The organism is Chryseobacterium capnotolerans, from assembly GCF_021278965.1.
GTDB lineage: Bacteria > Bacteroidota > Bacteroidia > Flavobacteriales > Weeksellaceae > Chryseobacterium > Chryseobacterium capnotolerans.
The window spans coordinates 1856344-1877908 of the sequence record NZ_CP065589.1; the positions used below are offsets into that span (position 1 = coordinate 1856344).

At 33.9% G+C, this 21565-nt stretch carries 16 protein-coding genes and 3 pseudogenes; 17 read left to right on the forward strand and 2 right to left on the reverse strand.

Translation table 11 applies throughout. From position 1 onward, the window contains the following. The first annotated feature begins 224 nt into the window (after nucleotides 1-224). The 15 genes and pseudogenes from H5J24_RS08765 (at nucleotide 225) to H5J24_RS08840 (ending at nucleotide 15808) form a co-directional block, all read left to right on the forward strand. Nucleotides 225-1142 carry a T9SS type A sorting domain-containing protein gene (locus H5J24_RS08765; protein ID WP_068943504.1) on the forward strand — a complete coding sequence of 306 codons (918 nt, stop codon included), beginning with the start codon at nucleotides 225-227 and terminating at the stop codon, nucleotides 1140-1142. Between the two features lie 586 nt (nucleotides 1143-1728). Continuing rightward, nucleotides 1729-2389 (forward strand): annotated as a pseudogene (locus tag H5J24_RS08770) (T9SS type A sorting domain-containing protein). Nucleotides 2390-2768: 379 nt separating this feature from the next. After that, nucleotides 2769-3665 carry a T9SS type A sorting domain-containing protein gene (locus H5J24_RS08780; RefSeq protein ID WP_068943502.1) on the forward strand — a complete coding sequence of 299 codons (897 nt, stop codon included), beginning with the start codon at nucleotides 2769-2771 and terminating at the stop codon, nucleotides 3663-3665. 79 nt (nucleotides 3666-3744) lie between these two features. Further along, entirely contained in the window at nucleotides 3745-4452 is a 708-nt protein-coding gene (locus H5J24_RS08785; protein WP_068943501.1) for an SDR family oxidoreductase, read from the forward strand. Between the two features lie 150 nt (nucleotides 4453-4602). Further along, on the forward strand, nucleotides 4603-5349 hold the full coding sequence (locus H5J24_RS08790) for an electron transfer flavoprotein subunit beta/FixA family protein (protein WP_068943500.1): 747 nt from the start codon (nucleotides 4603-4605) through the stop codon (nucleotides 5347-5349). A 41-nt stretch (nucleotides 5350-5390) separates the two neighbouring features. Further along, entirely contained in the window at nucleotides 5391-6338 is a 948-nt protein-coding gene (locus H5J24_RS08795) for an electron transfer flavoprotein subunit alpha/FixB family protein (RefSeq protein WP_068943499.1), read from the forward strand. 182 nt (nucleotides 6339-6520) lie between these two features. After that, nucleotides 6521-7120: a bifunctional nuclease family protein gene (locus tag H5J24_RS08800; RefSeq protein WP_068943498.1), complete on the forward strand. Its 600-nt coding sequence runs from the start codon at nucleotides 6521-6523 to the stop codon at nucleotides 7118-7120. A gap of 20 nt (nucleotides 7121-7140) precedes the next feature. Next, entirely contained in the window at nucleotides 7141-8523 is a 1383-nt protein-coding gene (locus H5J24_RS08805) for a nucleoside permease (RefSeq protein WP_068943497.1), read from the forward strand. 356 nt (nucleotides 8524-8879) lie between these two features. Further along, entirely contained in the window at nucleotides 8880-9227 is a 348-nt protein-coding gene (locus H5J24_RS08810; protein WP_232816220.1) for a hypothetical protein, read from the forward strand. Between the two features lies 1 nt (nucleotide 9228). Then, nucleotides 9229-9639 carry a hypothetical protein gene (locus H5J24_RS08815; RefSeq protein ID WP_141395690.1) on the forward strand — a complete coding sequence of 137 codons (411 nt, stop codon included), beginning with the start codon at nucleotides 9229-9231 and terminating at the stop codon, nucleotides 9637-9639. Nucleotides 9640-9697: 58 nt separating this feature from the next. Continuing rightward, nucleotides 9698-10876, forward strand: a complete 1179-nt coding sequence (locus tag H5J24_RS08820; RefSeq protein ID WP_068943494.1) for an acetyl-CoA C-acyltransferase — start codon at nucleotides 9698-9700, stop codon at nucleotides 10874-10876. A gap of 106 nt (nucleotides 10877-10982) precedes the next feature. Continuing rightward, on the forward strand, nucleotides 10983-12473 hold the full coding sequence (locus H5J24_RS08825) for an MFS transporter (protein ID WP_068943493.1): 1491 nt from the start codon (nucleotides 10983-10985) through the stop codon (nucleotides 12471-12473). A gap of 234 nt (nucleotides 12474-12707) precedes the next feature. Beyond that, nucleotides 12708-13633: pseudogene (locus H5J24_RS08830) on the forward strand (mevalonate kinase family protein). A gap of 11 nt (nucleotides 13634-13644) precedes the next feature. Continuing rightward, nucleotides 13645-14574, forward strand: a complete 930-nt coding sequence (locus H5J24_RS08835) for a UbiA family prenyltransferase (protein WP_068943491.1) — start codon at nucleotides 13645-13647, stop codon at nucleotides 14572-14574. Between the two features lie 64 nt (nucleotides 14575-14638). Then, nucleotides 14639-15808, forward strand: a complete 1170-nt coding sequence (locus H5J24_RS08840) for a proline dehydrogenase family protein (RefSeq protein ID WP_068943490.1) — start codon at nucleotides 14639-14641, stop codon at nucleotides 15806-15808. Between the two features lie 864 nt (nucleotides 15809-16672). On the opposite strand, the gene H5J24_RS08845 is transcribed toward H5J24_RS08840, so the two are convergent. Next, a complete protein-coding gene (locus tag H5J24_RS08845) occupies nucleotides 16673-17209 on the reverse strand; it encodes a helix-turn-helix domain-containing protein (RefSeq protein ID WP_068943489.1) in 537 nt (178 codons plus the stop codon). Nucleotides 17210-18179: 970 nt separating this feature from the next. On the opposite strand from H5J24_RS08845, the pseudogene H5J24_RS08850 reads away from it, so the two are divergent. Next, a pseudogene (locus H5J24_RS08850) lies at nucleotides 18180-19288 on the forward strand (M14 family zinc carboxypeptidase). Nucleotides 19289-19492: 204 nt separating this feature from the next. Here H5J24_RS08850 and H5J24_RS08855 read toward each other — a convergent pair. Next, nucleotides 19493-20008: a DUF4920 domain-containing protein gene (locus tag H5J24_RS08855; protein ID WP_068943487.1), complete on the reverse strand. Its 516-nt coding sequence runs from the start codon at nucleotides 20006-20008 to the stop codon at nucleotides 19493-19495. A 142-nt stretch (nucleotides 20009-20150) separates the two neighbouring features. Here H5J24_RS08855 and H5J24_RS08860 point away from each other — a divergent pair, with 142 nt between their 5' ends. Continuing rightward, a complete protein-coding gene (locus H5J24_RS08860; RefSeq protein ID WP_068943486.1) occupies nucleotides 20151-21560 on the forward strand; it encodes an APC family permease in 1410 nt (469 codons plus the stop codon). Nucleotides 21561-21565 lie beyond the last annotated feature (5 nt).

The following is a 21565-nucleotide window of genomic DNA, read 5'->3' on the forward strand; positions in this document are numbered from 1 at the left end:
AGAAGTGCCTTATATCTTTTAAGCTGTTAGTGAAGATGTATTATAATTCGTTGTAAATAAGATTTTTATGAAAAATAGTTATTTTTTAATTTAATTAGAATAATAATAAAATACAGCCTATTGTAAGTTAAATAAATTGATAATTAATGATTTAGTTTTTATTTGTAGATTGTTATTTCACCATTCAAGGAAAGTTTATATTTTTATTACAAACTTGAAAACTAATGAAAAAAATCTACTCAATCGCTTGCTTTTTATTAGCAATGCTTTGCTTTGCCCAGCAGGGTATGTCTTTTGAAGACAATGAAGGGTTTATAACCGGAAATATTCACGGACAAGGCGCGTGGATCAGTACTCCCACAGGAGGTAATCCTGAGAATGTTATCCATCAGACGATCAGTACTGATGCTGCTACAGAGGGAAGCAATGCTCTGAAAATTGTCAGGGAATCTCTGTATGGAGTTCAATCAGAGCCTATTATTGGCGGCTTTTACAATCTGACGGCTCCGCTTGCCTGTACTCATTTTTCTGTTTCATTTGATATTAATATGTCACAGCTTAACGGATCCGTGTTTGGATTTCAGGGGGTGGATAATATCAATGAAAATACCATATTAAGGGTAGATTTTGATAAAACGGGGATAATAAATATCTTACATAAAGAATCAAATATCCAAAACATGGTTTCCACACAAGGAGCATGGTCTCCAAATGTGTGGTATAGATTCAAGGTGGTAGGTACAGCGATAGATATGAGATATTATCTTAATGATGCTTTAATTTATACTGATTCTGCCATTGCTTCTCTTACTATGGACCAATTGAGATTTGTTCATAATAATGGTGTAGGAATAGCTTACTTTGATAATATTAAGATTAATGATGAATTGATCTTGTCTGCTAAAGAAACAAATTTAAAACATAAAACATTAACGCTGTATCCTAATCCGGTAGCAGATTTTCTAAAAATAAATACTTCTAACCAGATCCAGCATGTTGAAGTGTATGACCTTATGGGAAAAAAAATAAACATAAAATTAGACGGAGAAAAAGTAGATGTGAGAAACTTATCCCCTGGAGTTTATTGGCTAAATATAGAGACAGAAGCAAGAAACTTTACCGAGAAATTCATTAAAAAATAACTCTCAATCAAACTTAAGTTGGTAAAACGTCCTCATTGGGACGTTTTTTTGTTAGGGTAGCAGGGTGGTTTTCAAATTAAATTATTGATTTTATGTGTTTTTATGGTATGTATTGAGATATTTATAGTAAAAAAATAAAATTTATAAAAATGATATAATTTATAATTACAAATGTCATTTGTATAATGTTTTTTTTGTTTTTAGTTAAAATTGAATAATTTAAAGTGTTAATTATTGTATTATTTTTATCGGAAAATTATTAACTATTTGTTTGTTTATTGTTTTTTTTATTAATTAATTGTTGGTTTCTAATGATATTTAGTACTTTTAAGAAAAATAATTTATCATGAGAAGAATTCTACTATTGAGTGCATTTTTAGGGCTAACCTCTTTAAATGCTCAAACAACAATTTTTAATCAAACAGTTACAAGCCAAAATGGAATTGTTGCTAATGCTTTATCAAATGGAAACTTTGTTGCATCTGCGGATGACTTTAAGCTTACGAGTCAAAACAAGATTACAAAAATAAAGATATTAGGTTTTCAAAATGAGGAAACTTTAGAAACTTTAGTGGCCACAGGAGCAATGCTCTATATTTATGCAGATGCTGCTGGATCTCCTGCAGGGGTCCCTAATGGTGCAGGAACTCCAATTGCTGCTATAAATGTGGCTAAAGGAGCTGCTGGATATTCTTTAATAAAAGGTTTAACCGGATATACTTTTGAAATTGACGTAGCAGCTGCATTAAGTACTCCTGTTATTTTATCTGCTAATACGACTTATTGGTTAGTGTTTGCTGCCAAAACAAATCTGACTGCTTATGGAGCAGGTGGATTTAATTGGTTTTCAGGGCAAATCAACGGTAATCCTGCAAAACTTATAGATCCGTTGGATGCCTTTGGTGCAGGGGCTACAACTTGGACAAGTATATCATTCCTTACAGATGAGCCTGCATTTGATGGTCTTGCATTTAGTATTGAAGGTCAAAATGCAACATTAGGAACGCAAGAAATATTCAGCAACGTTAAAAAAACAACAATTTCTCCTAATCCAACAACTGATTATTTAAATGTAAATTCCACAGAAAAAATTAAGGCTGTTGAGATTTTTGATATGAACGGAAGAAAAAATGGATGCTACCCTTGACGGAAACAGAATTGATGTAAGAAATCTGAATACAGGAGGCTATATCATCAACATCGAAACAAAAGAAGGTAAAACTACCGAGAAATTCATCAAAAAATAAGACCTGATACATCTTAATATCAGTAAAACGCTCCATTTGGAGCGTTTTTGTTATTTGAAACAATAAATTTTAATAATAGGCCAGACATATATAATAAAGAAGGTCCAAAGGAATAGATTTAGGTGTTGCCAAAATCATAAATAAGTTTTTCTGGTCGGAGAAGTTCTCTAATGGTTAAAATTATGAGGTAAAAGTAAGGTGGTGAGAGGTTTTCTGATAAGAAAAGGATTTAAAATATTATTCTATTTTAATTTTTGTTTTATTTTTTTTAATAACAAAAGTCAGAAAATACGGGTTTTTGCCATTTTCATTATAATTTGTCGTTTTTGTTTTTAAATTGTTTTTAATTCATTTAATATTGTGAAAAACATATAAGGTTATGAAAAAAATATTAATTGGATTGCTTATGCTTTCTTCTGGAACAGCATTCTCTCAACAAACAATTTCCTTTGAAGCTTCTGAAGGATATACAGCAGGAAATATAAACGGACAAAAAGGATGGGTTACCCCCAACGGCGCGGAAGAACAGACGGTTAATGCGGAAAAAGCATCCGTCGGAACCAATTCTTTAAAGCTTAAAAAAAATAATTTTTATTGCCAGCAAGGAGAAGCTGTAATGGGAGCCTTTTATAATCTGCCATCGCCACTAATGTCTGATAATTTTACAGTTTCGTTTGATATTTATTTACGTTTCCGTTATACCTCAAATTATGAATTTCAGGCAGTAAATAGTAAGGAAAATAAGACTGTGGTAAGAGCTCAATTTACTAATTCAGGAGCTATTAAAATTTCAGATGTAACCAATCCATCTTCCGGTACAACAGATTTACTGGATACAGCCGGGGTTTGGCCAATAGCATCATGGAAAAGATTTAAAGCAGTAGGATCAGCTACAGAGATCAAGTACTATCTGGATAATATTTTGATTTATAAAGGGGCTCGTGCCAATTCTTCAAATATTGATCAACTGCGTTTTGTTCATGATAATTTTGGAGAATATGCCTATATTGATAATATTAAAATTAACAATGAATCATCAGATACAGCTCCCGTACAACAAAAAATAAGTATTTATCCTAATCCATCATCAGATTTTATTACGATTCTATCTCCAAACAAAATAAAAAATGTTGTGATTTTAAGCGGTTTTGGAAAACAAATCAATGTCAATATAATGAATGATAAAATTGATATCAGAAATTTACTTCCTGGAATGTATTTGCTTAATGTAGAAACAGAAGGCAGAAACTTTACTGAAAAATTTGTTAAAAAATAAGACCTGATAAATCTTAGTATCAGTAAAACGCTCCAATTGGAGCGTTTTTGTTATTTTAGAGAAATAAATTTTAGACAGGATGTTAAAACATAAAACAGCATATATAACAGGAGGAACCAAAGGAATAGGTTTGGGAATTGCTAAAATTTTGCTTGAAAACGGGATTTCAGTAGCATTTTCAGGAAGAAAAAGAGAGGATGTCATGAAAGCTGAACAGGACCTTAAGCAATATTCACCTAATGTCTTGGGGATTGTTTCTGATGTGAGAAACCTTGAAAGCGAAGCCGAAGCTGTAAAATATACTATCGAAAAATTTGGAAGACTGGATTATGTGATAGCAAATGCTGGATTAGGCATATTTAAACCTGTAGATGAATTGTCTGCAGAAGAATGGAATGATATGATTGAAACCAATCTTACCGGTGTTTTTTATACCTTAAAAGCTTCCGTTGAAGAGCTTAAAAAGACAGAAGGATATTATATTACCATTTCAAGTCTGGCAGGAGCTAATTTCTTCGAAAATGGAACAGGATATAATGCTTCAAAATTCGGAGTCGTAGGTTTTACGCAGGCAGCTATGATTGATTTGAGAAAATATAATATCAAATCTACGGTAATTATGCCAGGTTCGGTAGCTACTTATTTTAATGGAAATATACCCTCAGAAAAAGATAGTTGGAAGATTCAGCCCGAAGATATGGGGAATCTGATATTGGATATTTTAAAGATGAATCCTAGGGTTTTGCCCAGTAAAATAGAGTTTAGAGCAACACAGCCAGGTAAATAAGTACATCTAATGTATTGAATAATAATTTAATAAGTATTATGCATGCATAATATATTTTTTATTTATATTAGCAAAAATTAATTCAAACAAAATCTCTGCATAAAGTGTCATGATTTTATGCCTGAAAGAGAAAAAAATAAAATAGTACACATGAAAATATTAGTTTGTATTAGTAGTGTTCCGGATACTACTTCCAAAATTAACTTTACAGCAGATAAATCTGCTTTCGACAAAAACGGAATTCAGTGGGTAATCAATCCGCTAGATGAATTTGCGTTGACAAAAGCGGTTAAACTTCAGGAATCTCAGGGAGCAACAGTAACAGTAATCAACGTAGGAGATGCTGCTACAGAACCTGTAATCAGAAAAGCATTAGCAATTGGTGCTAACGATGCAGTAAGAGTAAATCTTGATCCAAAAGACAGCTATTCTACAGCAAAAGAAATTGCTGCTGTAGCTCAAAGTGGAGGATACGATTTGATCCTTTGTGGTAAAGAATCTATCGATTATAATGGTGGATCTGTACCAGGAATGGTAGCTCAGTTATTAAATCAGCCTTTCGTAAATGCATCTGTAGGATTAGATGTAAACGGAAGCGAAGCTACTGCTGTAAGAGAAATCGAAGGTGGAAAAGAAACTATTTCGGTTAAATTACCGGCAATTATCGCAGGTCAGAAAGGATTAGTAGATGAAAAAGACCTTATCATTCCAAACATGAGAGGAATTATGTCTGCAAGAACAAAACCTTTACAGGTAGTAGAGCCTACTTCTTCAGAAGTTAAAGTTCAGGGAGTGTCTTATGACAGTGTTCCACCAAGAGCTGCTGTGAAAATGGTTTCTCCTGACAATCTGGACGAATTGGTAAGATTACTTCACGAAGAAGCTAAAGTGATCTAATCTTTAAATTTTTCAATCTTTTAATTTTTAAATTTAAAAAAATGGCAGTATTCGTATACGCAGAAAATATAAACGGAGTTTACAAAAAAGCAGCTTTTGAAGCAGTTTCTTATGCTAAAGCTATTGCAGATAAAGCAGGAGATACCGTTACAGCGATCTCTGTAAACCCCACTGATTCTTCAGATTTATTATACAAATATGGAGCATCAAATGTTATCAATATTAAAGACGAGGGTCTTAAAAATTTCTCAGCAAAAGCATTTGCACAGGCTGTAAGTGAAGTAGTTGACGGAAATATTATCGTTTTTCCTCACACTACAGATGCTTCTTCAATAGCACCAATGTTAGCAGTAATGAAGAATTATTCTTTAATTACTAATGCATTAGAAGCTCCTGAAAGCCTTTCTCCATTCCAGGTAAAGAGAAGAGCTTTCTCAGGAAAAGGATTTATGCATGCAAAAGCTGAAGGAAACGGAGTAATTGTTACAGTTTCTCAAAATGCTTTCGGTGTGAAAGAAAATGCAGTATCTGGTTCAGAAGAAGTGAAAAACTTATCAGTAGCTAATGAGGATACTAAAGTAATTTCTCATGAGCAAAGTTCAGGAAAATTAGACCTTAAAGAAGCTGAAGTAGTTGTTTCTGCAGGTAGAGGGATGAAAGGTCCTGAAAACTGGGGTATGGTTGAAGATTTAGCCAATGTTTTAGGAGCTGCTACAGCATGTTCTAAACCGGTTTCTGATATCGGATGGAGACCTCACACAGAACACGTTGGACAAACAGGTAAAGCAATCGCACCTAATCTGTATATTGCAATAGGAATTTCAGGAGCCATTCAGCACTTAGCTGGAGTAAACTCTTCAAAAACAATCGTAGTAATCAATAGCGATCCTGAAGCTCCTTTCTTCAAGTCTGCTGATTATGGAGTAGTAGGAGATGCTTTCCAGATTATTCCTGCATTAACAGAGAAAATTAAAGCAATTAAAGGATAAAATTCAATGTGAATAGTCAATTCGCTTCGCTTGTCAATTTTTAATGATTTACTTGCCAAGCAAAACTCATTATTGACTCATTGACAATCACATAACAATACAGTAAAAGCTCGGCTTTCCGGGCTTTTATTTTTGTGTAAAAAAGTGAAATCACAATAAAAAATTAATCTATATTTGTAGCTATGGATTATAAGCAGCTAATTATTCGCGGAATATCGTACAGCCAGACCCAATCGGGGGCGTACGCATTGTTACTGGAGCATGAGGAAACACACATAAAATTACCTGTTGTTATAGGAAATTTCGAAGCTCAATCTATCTCTCTTGGACTGGAAAAAGATATCCATCCACCGCGCCCACTTACCCACGACTTATTCTCAAAATTTATCATTTCGGCCAATTATGAGTTGGTTTCTGTAATCATTTATCAGATTGTAGATGGGGTATTCTTTTCAAATATCAACTTTAAAAATAAAGCGACGGAAGAAGAACTGATTCTTGATGCAAGAACTTCTGATGCTGTTGCCATGGCTGTAAGATTTGATGCACCTATCTTTACCACACAGCAGGTATTGAACGAAGCCGGAATCTTATTGGAGCTGGAAGATGTATCAAGAGAAGAGCAAACTTTTTCAGAAACAGTAGCCACTGAAGACAACTTAAAATCCCTTTCTATGGAAGAGCTTCAGAAACTATTGGATGATGCCGTTAAAGAAGAAGACTATGATACCGCCCTTGAAATTCAGGAAGAAATCAAGAGGAGGAAAAAGAAAATTGACTAAAAGAGATACTTTATATAAAAATGAATTTAAAATTACGACTGACCATCCTCAGTTTTCTCCAGTTTTTTGTTTGGGGAGCATGGCTGATTACGATGGCGAACTTCTGGTTTGGCACTAAACATTGGGAAGGAACACAGTTTGGAGCTGTTTTCGGAACAATGGGAATTGCTTCTATTTTTATGCCAACCATTACTGGAATTATTGCTGACCGTTGGGTGAATGCCGAGCGTATCTTTTCAGTATTACATATTCTTTACGGGGCTATGCTTTTCATATTGCCACATTCTGCAGATCCTAATTCCTTCTTTTCGGTAATGCTGGTTGCAATGTGTTTCTATATGCCTACTATTGCTTTAGCAAATTCAATTTCATACACCATCCTAAAGAATAATAATATGGATGTTGTGAAAGATTTCCCACCAATCCGTGTATGGGGTACTATTGGCTTCATTGTAGCCATGTGGATCACCAACCTTAGTGGAAATAAAGCAACGGAAGGACAGTTTTATATTGGTGGAGCAGTAGCCATATTCTTAGGAATCTATGCCCTTACCTTACCAAAATGCCCGCCACAAAAGCTGATTGATAAAAGCTCACCTTTATCAGAACAATTAGGTTTAAATGCCTTCAAGCTTTTCGGAAACTATAAAATGGCATTGTTCTTCTTATTTTCAATGCTTTTAGGAGCTGCACTTCAGTTGACAAATGCTTATGGAGACGTATTTTTAAGTGAGTTTGCTCATTTTCCAAAATATGCTGATTCATTTGTAGTACAGAGATCTACCATCATTATGTCGATTTCACAGGTTTCAGAAACCCTATTTATCCTGGCAATTCCTTTCTTCCTAAAGAAATTTGGTATTAAAAAAGTAATGTTAATGTCTATGCTGGCATGGGTATTAAGATTCGGTTTCTTTGCGTATGGAGTACCAGATGGTTTCGGTTTATCTTTGATTATCCTTTCATGTATTGTATACGGAATGGCTTTTGACTTCTTTAATATTTCGGGATCTCTATTCGTAGAGACTACAACAGATAAAAATATCCGTTCTTCTGCTCAAGGGTTATTTATGATGATGACCAATGGTTTTGGAGCTGTTTTTGGAAGCTATATTGCAGGATGGGCTATAGACAAATTCTTTACTCATAAGTTTACAACAGCGACAGAATTGTCTACTTATCTGGAGACTACCCCTGATAACCCTACTTTCCTGGAGATTTTGAAAAATAGTTTCAATTCAGCTGTAAACTCTGACGGGAGTCTTTCTTCTGTGGTGATGGTAAAAGACTGGCAGCAGATATGGTTATCATTTGCCATCTATTCATTGGTTCTTGCTATATTTTTTGCTGTATTATTCAAGCATAAACACAAGCCTGAAGATGTTTCTTCTGTGAGCCACTAATTCAAATAATAATAAAACAATATAAAATTGCACTTTCCGTAAGAAAGTGCAATTTTTTTATTTTAAATCAATTCATTAATATGCTCAACTGTTGATAAGCATAAAATGTGATTTGGAAATTATGGCAACGGGAATATGACATTTATAATTTTTCAATACAATATGTATATTGTTGATGAATATTTAAAATTAAAAGTTTTTTATTGTAACTAATGACTGTTAGGGAGCGGAAATGGATGTTTGATAACAGATGATTTGAAAATGTGTTTTTTTTTCGTATTTTGGCACTTTAGTAAATATGAAAAATATTCAATTATTAGGATTATTATTAGTGGTGATAGGGGAGTTTTCTGCCTTTGGTACATGTACCTATCATTGGAAGCTGGAATTATTGGAAACTAGACCATTATTTGGCTATTGCATGCTGGATCTTTGCTGCATGTGCCGTTTTTGGAATTGTCAATAATAGTGCAAAAATCGTAAGATTTCTTGGTGTTCTGCTTATTATTTTATTTGCATTCACTCTGGTGGCTGTAAAGCTGCAGTCTTTAGATTACTTTAGCTTTCTGCCTTTTAAATCCTGGAGAGAAACTTTCGCAGGAATTGTGAAGTTAAAGTGGGGATGGATTGTAGAGTTTTTAGGAGCCTTTTTAATGGTTTTTGCAGGAAATAGTAAAAAAGTTAATCAACGAACTCAAATATAATATGAACCTTTTAAAAGCATTTTTAGCTGGGATATTATTATTGACGGCCTCACAGGTTAAATCTCAGCAAAAAGAACAGAAAAAACCTGATAATCCAACTAAATGTATCAATATCAAAGAAGGGAAATTTTTACGAATCAATTATCCTGAATCTTTATGGTACATGACCATTAAAGACAATATCCAGACAGAATATACAAATAATGGAAAGGATTTTATAAAATCAACACTTGTTTTTGTAGATGACTGTAATTATAAGTCTATTGTTATGGAAAAATCAGAGAATAGTAACCGCATACAGATTGGTGATGTCTTCAATAATAAAGTTGTAGCAACCCAGGATAATCTGGTGAAAGTCAATACAAAGATTGAAGGAACTCAATTTGATGTAGTGTACATGAAAGTAAAATAAATTTAATTATAAAAATGAAACAAAGTTTTCATTTAAGCTAAAAATAAAAATTATATACATGAAAGAAGTATTCATTGTTTCCGCAGTAAGAACACCTATGGGGAGTTTTATGGGAAGTTTGTCAACAGTTCCGGCTACTAAATTAGGAGCTACTGCTGTGAAAGGAGCATTAGATAAAATTGGTTTAGATCCTGCTAACGTTCAGGAGATCTATATGGGAAATGTGCTGCAGGCAGGAGAAGGACAGGCGCCGGCTCGCCAGGTAGCTTTAGGAGCAGGACTTTCTATCAATACCCCTTCTACAACCGTAAATAAAGTATGTGCTTCAGGAATGAAGGCTGTAACAATGGCTGCACAGGCAATCAAAGCTGGTGATGCAGAAGTAATTGTTGCAGGAGGGATGGAAAATATGTCTTTGGTTCCTCACTATTATAACGCAAGAGTAGCTACAAAGCTAGGAGATATCAAAATGCTTGATGGTATGGTGTTGGACGGTCTTACAGACGTATACAACAAAGTACACATGGGGGTATGTGCAGAGAAATGTGCAGTTGATTATAGTATTACAAGAGAAGATCAGGATAACTTTGCGATAGAATCTTATAAAAGATCTGCAAAAGCTTGGAGTGAAGGAAAGTTCAACGACGAAATCGTGCCAGTTTCTATTCCTCAGAGAAAAGGAGACCCTGTAATCTTTGCTGAAGACGAAGAATATAAAGCAGTAAACTTCGACAGAATTACAACACTTCCTACAGTTTTCAAAAAAGAAGAAGGAACAGTTACAGCTGCTAATGCGTCTACATTGAATGACGGAGCATCTGCATTAATCCTTGTTTCTAAAGAAAAAATGGAAGAATTAGGCTTAAAACCATTAGCAAAAATCGTTTCCTATGCTGATGCAGCTCAGGAGCCTGAAAACTTTACAACAGCTCCTGCTAAAGCTTTACCTATTGCCCTTAAAAAAGCAGGATTAGAGGTATCAGATATTGACTTCTTTGAATTTAATGAAGCTTTCTCAGTAGTGGGATTAGCTAATAACAAAATCTTAGGTTTAGATGCTTCTAAAGTGAACGTAAACGGTGGAGCGGTAGCTTTAGGACACCCACTGGGAAGTTCAGGTTCAAGAATCATCGTTACATTAATCAACGTATTGAAGCAAAATAATGCCAAATACGGTGCCGCAGCAATCTGCAACGGTGGTGGTGGAGCTTCTGCTATCGTGATTGAAAATATCTAATATTCTGTTTTAGAACATATTACCATTAAGGAATCGATAATTTTTTTAAAATCTTATCCATTTCTTAATGGTTTTTCTATTTTTGTGCTACTAATATTTATTTGAAATGTCTGAAACTGAGAATCGACAACCCAACAATATAAAGAATAATCCGAAGATTATGAAAGCCTGGGCTGTATATGACTGGGCCAACTCTGTGTATTCCCTGGTTATTACGTCCACTATTTTCCCCATTTATTATTCTATTCTTACCACAGCTTATGAGAAGAAAGAATTTGTAACGGAAACAAAAAAATGGATCGATGTCCCAGTGAGACATATGATCAAAATTTTTGGCAAAGAATACCAGCCGGACGCAGTATATGGATATTCATTAACCATATCGTTCTTTATCGTAGTATTATTATCTCCCTTTTTATCTTCGTTGGCAGATACCATTGGAAATAAGAAATCCTTCCTGCAGTTTTTCTGTTATCTGGGAGCAACATCCTGTATGGGATTAGCAATGTTCACAGGAATGCATAATGTATTTTTGGGACTTTTGTTCAGTATTACAGCCAGTGTAGGGTTTTGGGGCAGTTTGGTGTTTTATAATTCCTTTCTTCCGGATATTGCAACGCCGGACAGGCAGGATGCACTTTCTGCAAAAGGATATGTCTATGGATATCTTGGCTCTGTAGTTTTAGTGGTATTGTGTTTAGTCCTGATTCAGGTTTTTGCCAAAGGAGCAGCACAGCAGCTTTTATTTACAAGAATCAGCTTTCTGTTGACAGGAGCATGGTGGTTTGGATTTTCTCAATACACCTTCAAGCACCTTCCTCAATTTGGAGATGTAAAAGATAAACTTCCTAAAGATCTTGTGTTATTAAACTATAAAAACATCTTCAAAAAACATGAAGAGCAAGGCGGATTCTTTGAAGTGCTAAAAGATAACATGAGCTTTTATAAAGATATTGCTAAAGAAAGCTTCCATGAATTGTTTAAAGTGGGAGGAGAGCTGTTCAAAGATAGAAACCTGAAGTTTTTCCTCTCAAGCTTCTTCTTTTACAGTGTAGGAATGCAGACAATTTTCCTTATGGCGACCTTATTTGGAAAAAGTGAGATCAATCTAGCTCAGGATAAACTTATCGGAACACTTTTGGTTATTCAGATTGAAGCTATTATCGGAGCTGTGATTTTCTCAAGATTATCCAAAAGAATAGGAAACAAAAACGTTATTTCAATTGCTATTTTCCTATGGATTGTAGCTTGTTTATGGGCTTACTTCTTAAACAAAGAAAATCCAACCGTAGAATATCAGTTTTATGGAGTGGCTGCAGTAGTAGGATTAGTAATGGGAGGGCTTCAGGCAATGTCCAGATCTACGTACTCAAAATTACTTCCTGAAAACTCTATGGAAAACACCACTTATTTCAGTTTCTATGATGTATTGGAAAAAATAGCGATCATTATCGGTACATTTATCTTTGCAACATTAATTGAGCATTTTAATAATATGCGAATTGCCGCTCTATCCATGACATTATTCTTCGGTGCAGGGTTAATATTAATCCGATTCCTGAAGGTTAAAATGAGAAAAGATAGAGAAACACTATAAAAACTAAAAGACGTTATTTTTAACGTCTTTTTTTATTTTTTAACTCAAAATTAATTGTGGTTGAAAATAAGGATTATGATAAATTAATACAGGAATTTTCAGGATCTGGAGCTTTTTTTGTATATTTATGTAGAGTGTGAGTAAAGCAGAACCAAAAAAATGATAATTCGGTCCGGGTTTTGCTTATATTCAGCGGAATAATTTTTAACTTTGCAAAAAAGATTTATTGTCAAGATGACCAACCCTTTATTTTATGCAAAAATAATCCTGTTTGGAGAATATGGAATGATTGAGGATTCCCAGGGGCTTGTAGTACCTTACAGCTTCTATAAAGGAACTCTGAAATTTTCAGATTTAGCTTCAGAATTTGAGCTTAATTCAAACAGACATCTGCAGAAATATTCAGACTTTCTTACAACGCTTGATCTTTCTGATGATTTTACATTGGATATTGAGAGCTTTAAAAAAGATATCGCTGACGGACTTTTCTTCGATTCTAATATTCCACAAGGATATGGAGTAGGAAGTTCTGGTGCTTTGGTTGCTGCTATTTTTGAAAAATATTCGATCAGCAAACTGAACCCGGAGAATATATCTAAAGACAATCTTAAAAAATTAAAGGCTGTCTTTGGTGAAATGGAAAGCTATTTCCATGGAAAAAGTTCTGGAATGGATCCATTGATCTGCTACATGAACCTGCCTATTCTTATCGAAAATAAAGAAAATCTTGACAGAGTATCCATCCCTGAAGGACAAGAAGGGAAAGGAGCTATTTTCCTTATCGATTCCGGAATGACTGGGGAAACAGGCCCTATGATTCAGATTTTCTTTGAAAAAATGAAAACAGAGGGATTCCGTAAAACACTTAAAGAAGAATTTATTCGTTACAATAATGCTTGTATAGAAGCTTTTCTTAAAAAAGATATGAATCCTTTCTTCAGAAATCTTAAAAAGCTTTCTCACTGGGCGTATGAGCATTTTCGGCCAATGATTCCTGAAAGCATCTTTAATATCTGGAAAAAGGTCTGGATTCTAATGCTTATTACTTAAAACTCTGCGGAAGTGGCGGTGGCGGTTATATTCTAGGCTTTACCAAGGACTATGAAAAAGCAGAAAAAATGCTTGATGGCTTCCAAAAAGAAGTGATTTACAGATTTTAAACAGGTTGGAAATGAATTCTGAAAAAGAAACTTTCCAATCCAAACAATATATCTCAAAATCTCTATATTACAGATTTTCACAATTCGTGGGCTTTTTACTCGGAGCACGTTTTTTTGTGGCAGCTCTGCTGACATTTGCTCTGTATGTTTCCACATTTTTTCTGTTCAATCAAGAAGAATCCTTCAGAAATTTTGTCTTTGATTTCAAAGTACACGGTATTATTTTCTGTACTGTTTTGACAATTTTAGCAGGCGGAATTATCAACCAGTTTTACGATTTGGAAAAAGACCATATTGTAAAACCTTTCAGAACTAGGATTCAAAGCTTCATCAAACAGAAGTATTTTTTATACGCTTATTTGGGATTAAGTGCTATTTCATTAGGGGTAGCTTGGATGATTTCTCATAATGTCTTTATCTTTTTTGTGGTGTATCAGTTTTTTATGTGGCTTTACAGTCACAAATTAAGCCGTATACTCATCCTGAATAATCTCACTTTTGTAAGTCTTACTTTATATCCATTCTTTGGGATGATGGTGTATTACGAAACTTTCTCCAAGAAGGTCTTTCTGATGGCTGTTTTTCTTTTTTTGATTCTTCTATGCATCGATATTGTAAAAGATACCCTTACCAGAAGTGTAGACAAAACATTTGGATATACCACCATTCCCAATTATTTTAAAAGCCGGAATACGAAGATTATTCTTATATCTTTACTCTTGATAACAATGGCCGTTTCTATGAAAATCATTACCAAAACCGGAGTTTCAGGATTTATGGCTTACTACTTTGTAGCAGGCTTATTTGTGATGATTCTTTGTATCTACCTTTTTCTAAATTCAACCAGGAAAAGCAACTTCCTCACGCTTAGCATATTACGATTATGGGTGTTTGTAGGAATTATATCCATGCTTTTAAACGGAATTGAACATAAATTATAATAAAAATTCTTTAAATAAACTAAGGTTATTATTACCTTTGCGTAACTAAATTTAATAAATAGGAATGCCCATTTTTAATGATACTAAAGTTGCATTTGCAGACAAGACAGATGCACAGTTGAGAAAGGCTTACTGGATGTTTAAAATGATTGAACAGCCCGCTCTTACCAGCCTTGGAACATCCGTTCTTAATTTTACAGTACACAACAACTTTCCATTCGTTACCGGAATTGTAAAAAGCACTTTGTTTGCACAGTTTTGCGGTGGAGAAACCCGTGAGGAAAGTATGAAGGTTGTAAAACAGCTTTTCAAGAGAAGAGTTGGAAGTATTTTCGATTATTCCATTGAAGGGAAAGAAGATGAAGAAACTTTTGATGCAGTATGCAAGGAGATCAAAGATATTGTAAGATTTTCAGTAGGAAATCCGGCCATTCCTTTTATCGTATTCAAGCCTACAGCATTTGGAAGAATTGATCTGTATGAAGCTGTTGGAAAAGGAGCAGAACTTACAACCAGTCAGAAAGAAGAATGGGAGAGAGTGGTAAGAAGATTTGATGAAGTATGCGCTCTTTGTCATGAAAATGACAAAAAAGTAATGATAGATGCAGAAGAAACCTGGATGCAGGATTCTGCAGACCAGCTTTGTGAAGAAATGATGGAAAAATATAACCAGGAAAAGCCTATCGTTTGGAACACCATCCAGATGTACAGAACAGGAAGATTGGAATATATGGAAGCGAATCTTCAGAGAGCAAGAGAAAAGAACTATTTTATTGGGTATAAGATCGTTCGTGGAGCTTATATGGAGAAGGAAAGAGCCAGAGCAGCAGAAAAAGGATATCCAGATCCGATTCAGCCTACCAAAGATGCTTCGGATAAGAACTACAATGCAGGAATTGACTTTGTAATGAACCACTTGGATAAAGTATCTGCATTCTTTGGTACTCACAATGAGATCTCTTCGGAATTGATTATGGATAAAATGAAGTCTAAATCTTTAGAAAACGGAAATCCACATGTTTATTTTGGGCAGCTTTACGGAATGAGTGATAATATTTCATTCTATTTATCTGATAAGGGCTATAATGTGGCTAAATATCTCCCATATGGACCTGTAAAGGATGTTGTGCCATATCTTACGAGAAGAGCTCAGGAAAACACCTCTGTAGCCGGACAAACCGGAAGGGAATTAGGCCTGATCAAAAAAGAATTGGAAAGAAGAAAACAACAGTAATAATATATTGTTATCCAAACAAAGAAAACCCGCAGAATATGCGGGTTTTTTATTTGATTTATTTTAATAAAAAGATCTTATTTATTGTTGATCTTATAATTTTAATGAAATTTTAAAAATTAGTAATTAAAGATATAATTCTATTTAATGTTAATTATTTATTAAAATAATTTAGTTTTTATTGCAAATTTAGTTTTAAATTTCTATATTTGATTAAGCTATAAAAAACCAGTGCATGAAAAAAACATCTGCCAGGATTCTCCTATGGTGTGACAGAATTTTCTTACTTCGGAAGAGATTGTATCCCCTAACAGATTCGTCACTATTCCAGTATGTATTATCTTAAAAAGATTAAATACACCTCAGGAATGCTCTAAAATTTAAAAATAAATAAAGCAAATAGCTTTAGTTTTCTTCTTCAAATATTTTTTAGCCTGACCATTTTCCTTGGTCAGGTTTTTTATGGATATGGCATATCCACTTAGAAAAAATAATAAATTAATTCTTCCTTTATTCATGGAAAATATATAAAATCTTTATGCCTGATTACCCAATTATTTTTGCAGCGAACGCACGAATCAAAAATAAATTGGTCTACTGATTGCTATTAAAATTTAACTTTATTATAGATAGAACCTGACGGATAAAAGTTCAATTTATCACAAAAATTCCCGTCATATTTTTCCGGAGATTAAGAGATATTATAAGTATGAATTGTCATAATTTGAGATTAGCTAAGGAACAATAAGGTCATAGGCTCTTAACCCAGTTACCCAATTATTTTTAGCCACAAATACACGGACAAAATTCATTTATGCATGAGTAGACATCAAAATATAGCTATTTAGCAGTAGCATGTAAAATCTAAGGCTCGAAACTCTCGAATTTTCCGTTTTCATAGAACAAAACAATACGTTTTATTTTATTTGTTTGATTTCCAATAGCTTGACTTAGTATTTCTTCAGGTGAATTTTCTAATCGCTGAGAATCCGATATTTTCTCAGGAGCTTTATCTTGGGCCGGTATAACCGATTCTCCAGAAGAGACCTGAGGAAGTTCTGATTCTATTTCATCTGTTCCAAATTTATCATCTTCATTAATCATGGTGAAAAGATCGGGTAGTGGAGTTGTTCTTACTTGATCCTCGTCGGGCTGCTCTTCCGAAATCTTTATTTCCGGTACTTCTGATTTTAACATTTCACCTTCACCGGTCACTAGCCAATCCCAAAGGAGTTCAGGGAAACGAGATTTTATTTTTATGATAAACTCCAGTGACGGTTTATTTCTTCCGGATGTAATATGTGAAATTGAGGAACGCTGTACATCAATCTCATCTGCAAATTCAGAGGGAGTAAGTCGGGAATACTCTATAACTTTTGAAATTCTTTCGTTTAAACTCATAAAAATAAGCCTTTAATTATTTTACAAATGTAACTCATAAAATTTACAAAAGCAAAATACAAATGTAAATAAATAAAATAATCTTCAATATACAATTGTAACCTAAGCATAATGTATTGTTATATAGTATTTTGTATGCGTATTACAAATGTACTCTCATAGTATATTCATTCAATTGAATAAGATTGAGAGATGAAAATTAAGCATATAATTTCTGATTAATGACCTTTAAAAGTGAATTAGAAATGTAAATTATGACCATTAAATGACCAATTTTCAGTGATTATTTTTTAGTTTTCAGTTGTTTACAATAATAATCAATAGGGATCTGAGAATAAGCTACTAAATGGCTAAAATCGCAGATAAATTGCATATAATAGAGGTTTTAAGACATATACATTGGTAAATTACATGAGTAAATCTCCTTTTAGCGTAATTCTTTGCCTTATTTCTGCAGTAAATTCCCTTCACTGAGTAAAATTATTTTTTGCTTAAGCTTAAATCTATCAATAAAATATTTAAGAGCTAAATTTCTAAGTGATTTTTATAATTTTAAACATTTTACATTTGTATATATGTATAAATAGTATAGTTTTCTATATTTTATCTGTTTGAAAAAAATATGCCCATTTGGCCTAAAATAGGTATTTACAGAGTTAAAGTATTCTTATAAATATCATTGAGTTGAATTTCATAACTATCTGAAATTAAATGCTTTAAATATATGTTTTTAAATTATTCGCAATCCACAATTTTATCAACAGACATTTTGTCAATAATGACTGTTTAACAATGTTACTTATGTTAATCCATTAGTTGCAGATAAAATTCACTATTTAACTTTTGTCAATTCAATTTTGTTTACAAAAATTCGCTGAAATTTTTCTGTTTTCTGTCTATTTACAAATGTTAATGATTATAGTATGCCTTAAAATGGCTAAATTTGATTCCAGTAAATTATTTTCCAGCAATGAACTTTGAACTTATTTATTCTTTGAACCCCGATTTTTCAAATCGCTATATTTCCCCTGAAAAATTATTTTCTTACCTACAGACGAATCTCAGCGATTATATTCAGGAGATCGGAACGTCATATTTAGAGAAGCCGATTTATCAGTTAAGCATCGGAACCGGAAACATCCAAGTATTAGCCTGGTCACAAATGCACGGAAATGAATCCAATGCCACACACGCCATGCTTGATCTTTTGACAAGTCTTGATAAAGCTCCTGAAATGAAGGATGACCTATTCAGTAAAATCAGACTGGATTTTATATTTATGCTTAATCCTGATGGATCTGAAAGATGGACAAGACTCAATGCCGTTGATATTGACCTTAACCGCGATTTCCATAACGAGGCGAGTAAGGAGATTAAGTTTCTGAAAAAAGCAGCTGCTTCAAAGAAATATGACTATGCATTAAATCTTCATGAGCAGAGAACCATTTTCACAACAGATGGTATTCATCCAGCTACTCTTTCCTTTCTTGCTCCTTCTGAAAATGTAGAACGTACCATTACAGAGAATAGAAAAAAATGTATGGCTGTTATTGGAAATGTCTATACTCATTTAAAGGAAATAATTCCTAATCAAATTGGAAGATACTCTGATGAATTTTATCCAACTTCAACCGGTGACAATTTTATAAAAGCAGGCATGCCTACTATTTTATTTGAAGGCGGACATTTTGTAGATGACTACACCAGAAAAGGGACCAGAAAATATTATACGATTGCTTTATACTATGCACTGAAAGCAATTAGTGATTTGAACTCAGATACTACAGGTTGGGAAACTTATCTTGATATTCCTGAGAACAAAGAAACTCATTATGATATTATCTACCGAAATGTAAAACTCAATACTGAACATGAATGTATTTTGGATATCGCTGTTCAATATAAAGAAGTGAAAGAGGATGGGAAAGATGAAATTTCTTTTATTCCTTTTGTGATGGAAGCGGGAGATGTTAAAAAAGAAAAGGCTGGTTAGAGATAGACTGTACAGGAAAGAAATTTATTTCTGCCAATAAATATCCGAAGCTGGACGCTGTTGTGGATTTTACGATAGAAGATTAAAAATTTCGGCAACCCAAAGGGTTGCCGAAATTTATTTTTATACTTTTCTAAAACAGAAAACTGGATCATACTATGAGTGTAGAATTCTGGTTTAAATCTCTACAATTGATAAATTACAGATTATCTTTTCCTCAATTTTTAAAATTTACGTAATCTGTAAAATCTGTAGGAGATTCTGATATTTTCTTCAATAGAAGAAAATCCTTAGTTTACCACTTTAATTCCGCTTGCAAGGAATCTTATTTCTTCCTTAGGCTGAGTAATAGCGTCAATTTCAGATTGAGGTTTCTTAGCATCTTCAGCATAGTGTTTCTGTTCATCCACAGAAATTACTTTTCTTTCAGCATTTCCTTCTAAAACGACATTCTTACCTTTTAAAGCTGTAGGTACAAAGAAGGCGTAATCTTTCATTTTTACAAAAAACTGCGAGTTATCATCTGTCTGAATGGTTAACCAGCATCCTTTTTTCTCACATACATCGGTTACCTTTCCTTTGATAGCGACATTTTCCAGTTTTTTATTTTCTTTTTTAAGTTTCTTTCCCAGTTTATCTACTGTAATTGCTTTAGATTCTGTATTGGAAGCAACAGCTGCTCCATAGGTATCACCTACTAAGGCACTTCCAGCAGGTGGTGAAAACTTCTTTTGTGATGTTTCTTGAGCAAATGCTAATGTAGAAGCACTTACAGCGACAGCAAATAGAAGAGCTTTAAATTTCATGTTTAATATTTTTTCCAAAAATACTAATTAATATTGAATCATAAATCGATAAAAATTAATAATAAATTGATACTTGTGTGAAATTTTAATAAAATCCAAAATGAAAGACAGATTTGTTTATATTTGACACCTATACTTGACTATGCAGAAAAAACTGAAACTATGGGATGCCATCATGCTTGTGATGGGATCTATGATTGGAAGCGGGATCTTTATTGTAAGCGCCGATATGATGCGGAATCTGGGCTCCGGGTACTGGCTGATTGTGGTCTGGATCATCACGGGGATAATGACTGTAGCTGCGGCAATAAGCTACGGAGAGCTTTCTGCTCTGTTTCCAAAGGCTGGCGGCCAATATACTTATCTGAAAGAGATCTTTGGTAAAAGGATGGGATTTCTTTATGGCTGGGGTTTGTTTACGGTGATACAAACCGGAACTATAGCTGCCGTGGCAATGGCTTTCGGAAAATTTACAGCTTATCTGATCCCTTCACTTAATGATGCTGCCCCTATTTTTCAAAGTGGGGAATTCAAGATTACGTGGATACAAATTTTAGCTATTGCTGTTATTCTTCTGCTTACCTATATCAATACAAGAGGAGTAGAAAGTGGTAAATTTTTACAGAATATATTTACAGGATCTAAAATCATCGCATTGCTAGGGCTAATTGCAGCTGGATTTATTCTGGTTGATTTTTCTCATTTATCTGAAAATTTCAGTCTGGGAATGGATTCTTTTCATAATCTGAAAAAAGATTTGAGTGGTAATTTCCTGAAAGAAGGCTGGGAACCTATTGGGGGAATGACTTTAATGGGAGGGATTGCGGCGGCGATGGTAGGTTCCGTTTTTAGTTCTGTAGCATGGGAAAGCGTAACGTTTGTTTCGGGGGAAATTGAGAATCCTAAGAAAAATGTTGTGAAATCAATGATTTATGGGACGACTGCTGTAATGATTTTGTATATCGCTGTTAATTTTGTGTATTTAAATGCATTGGATAGAGACAGTATTGCCTTTGCAGCCAATGATAGAGTTGCTGTTGCCGCTTCTCAGAATATTTTTGGAAGTGCCGGAACTGTTATTATTGCTGTGTTGGTAATGATTTCAACTTTCGGTTGTGATAACGGATTGATTTTAGCAGGAGCAAGAGTTTTTCAGACAATGGCGAAAGATGGAATGTTCTTTAAATCCGCAGAAAAAAATAATAGAAATGAGGTACCGGAAAATGCATTATGGATGCAGGGGATATGGGCTTCTTTATTATGTCTGAGCGGGCAGTACGGAAACCTTTTGGATATGATTTCATTTGTCATCGTTCTGTTCTATATGATTACAGTTTTCGGAGTAATTTATTTAAGAGTTAAACAACCTGCTTTGGAAAGACCTTATAAAACATGGTTGTACCCGGTAACCCCCATTATATATCTTATTATAGGAACTGTTTTTTGCATCCTATTATTAATATATAAACAGCAATATACATGGCCGGGATTTGTACTGGTATTATTAGGACTTCCGGTATACTATTTCATCAATAGGAGAAAAGCAGATTAATAGAT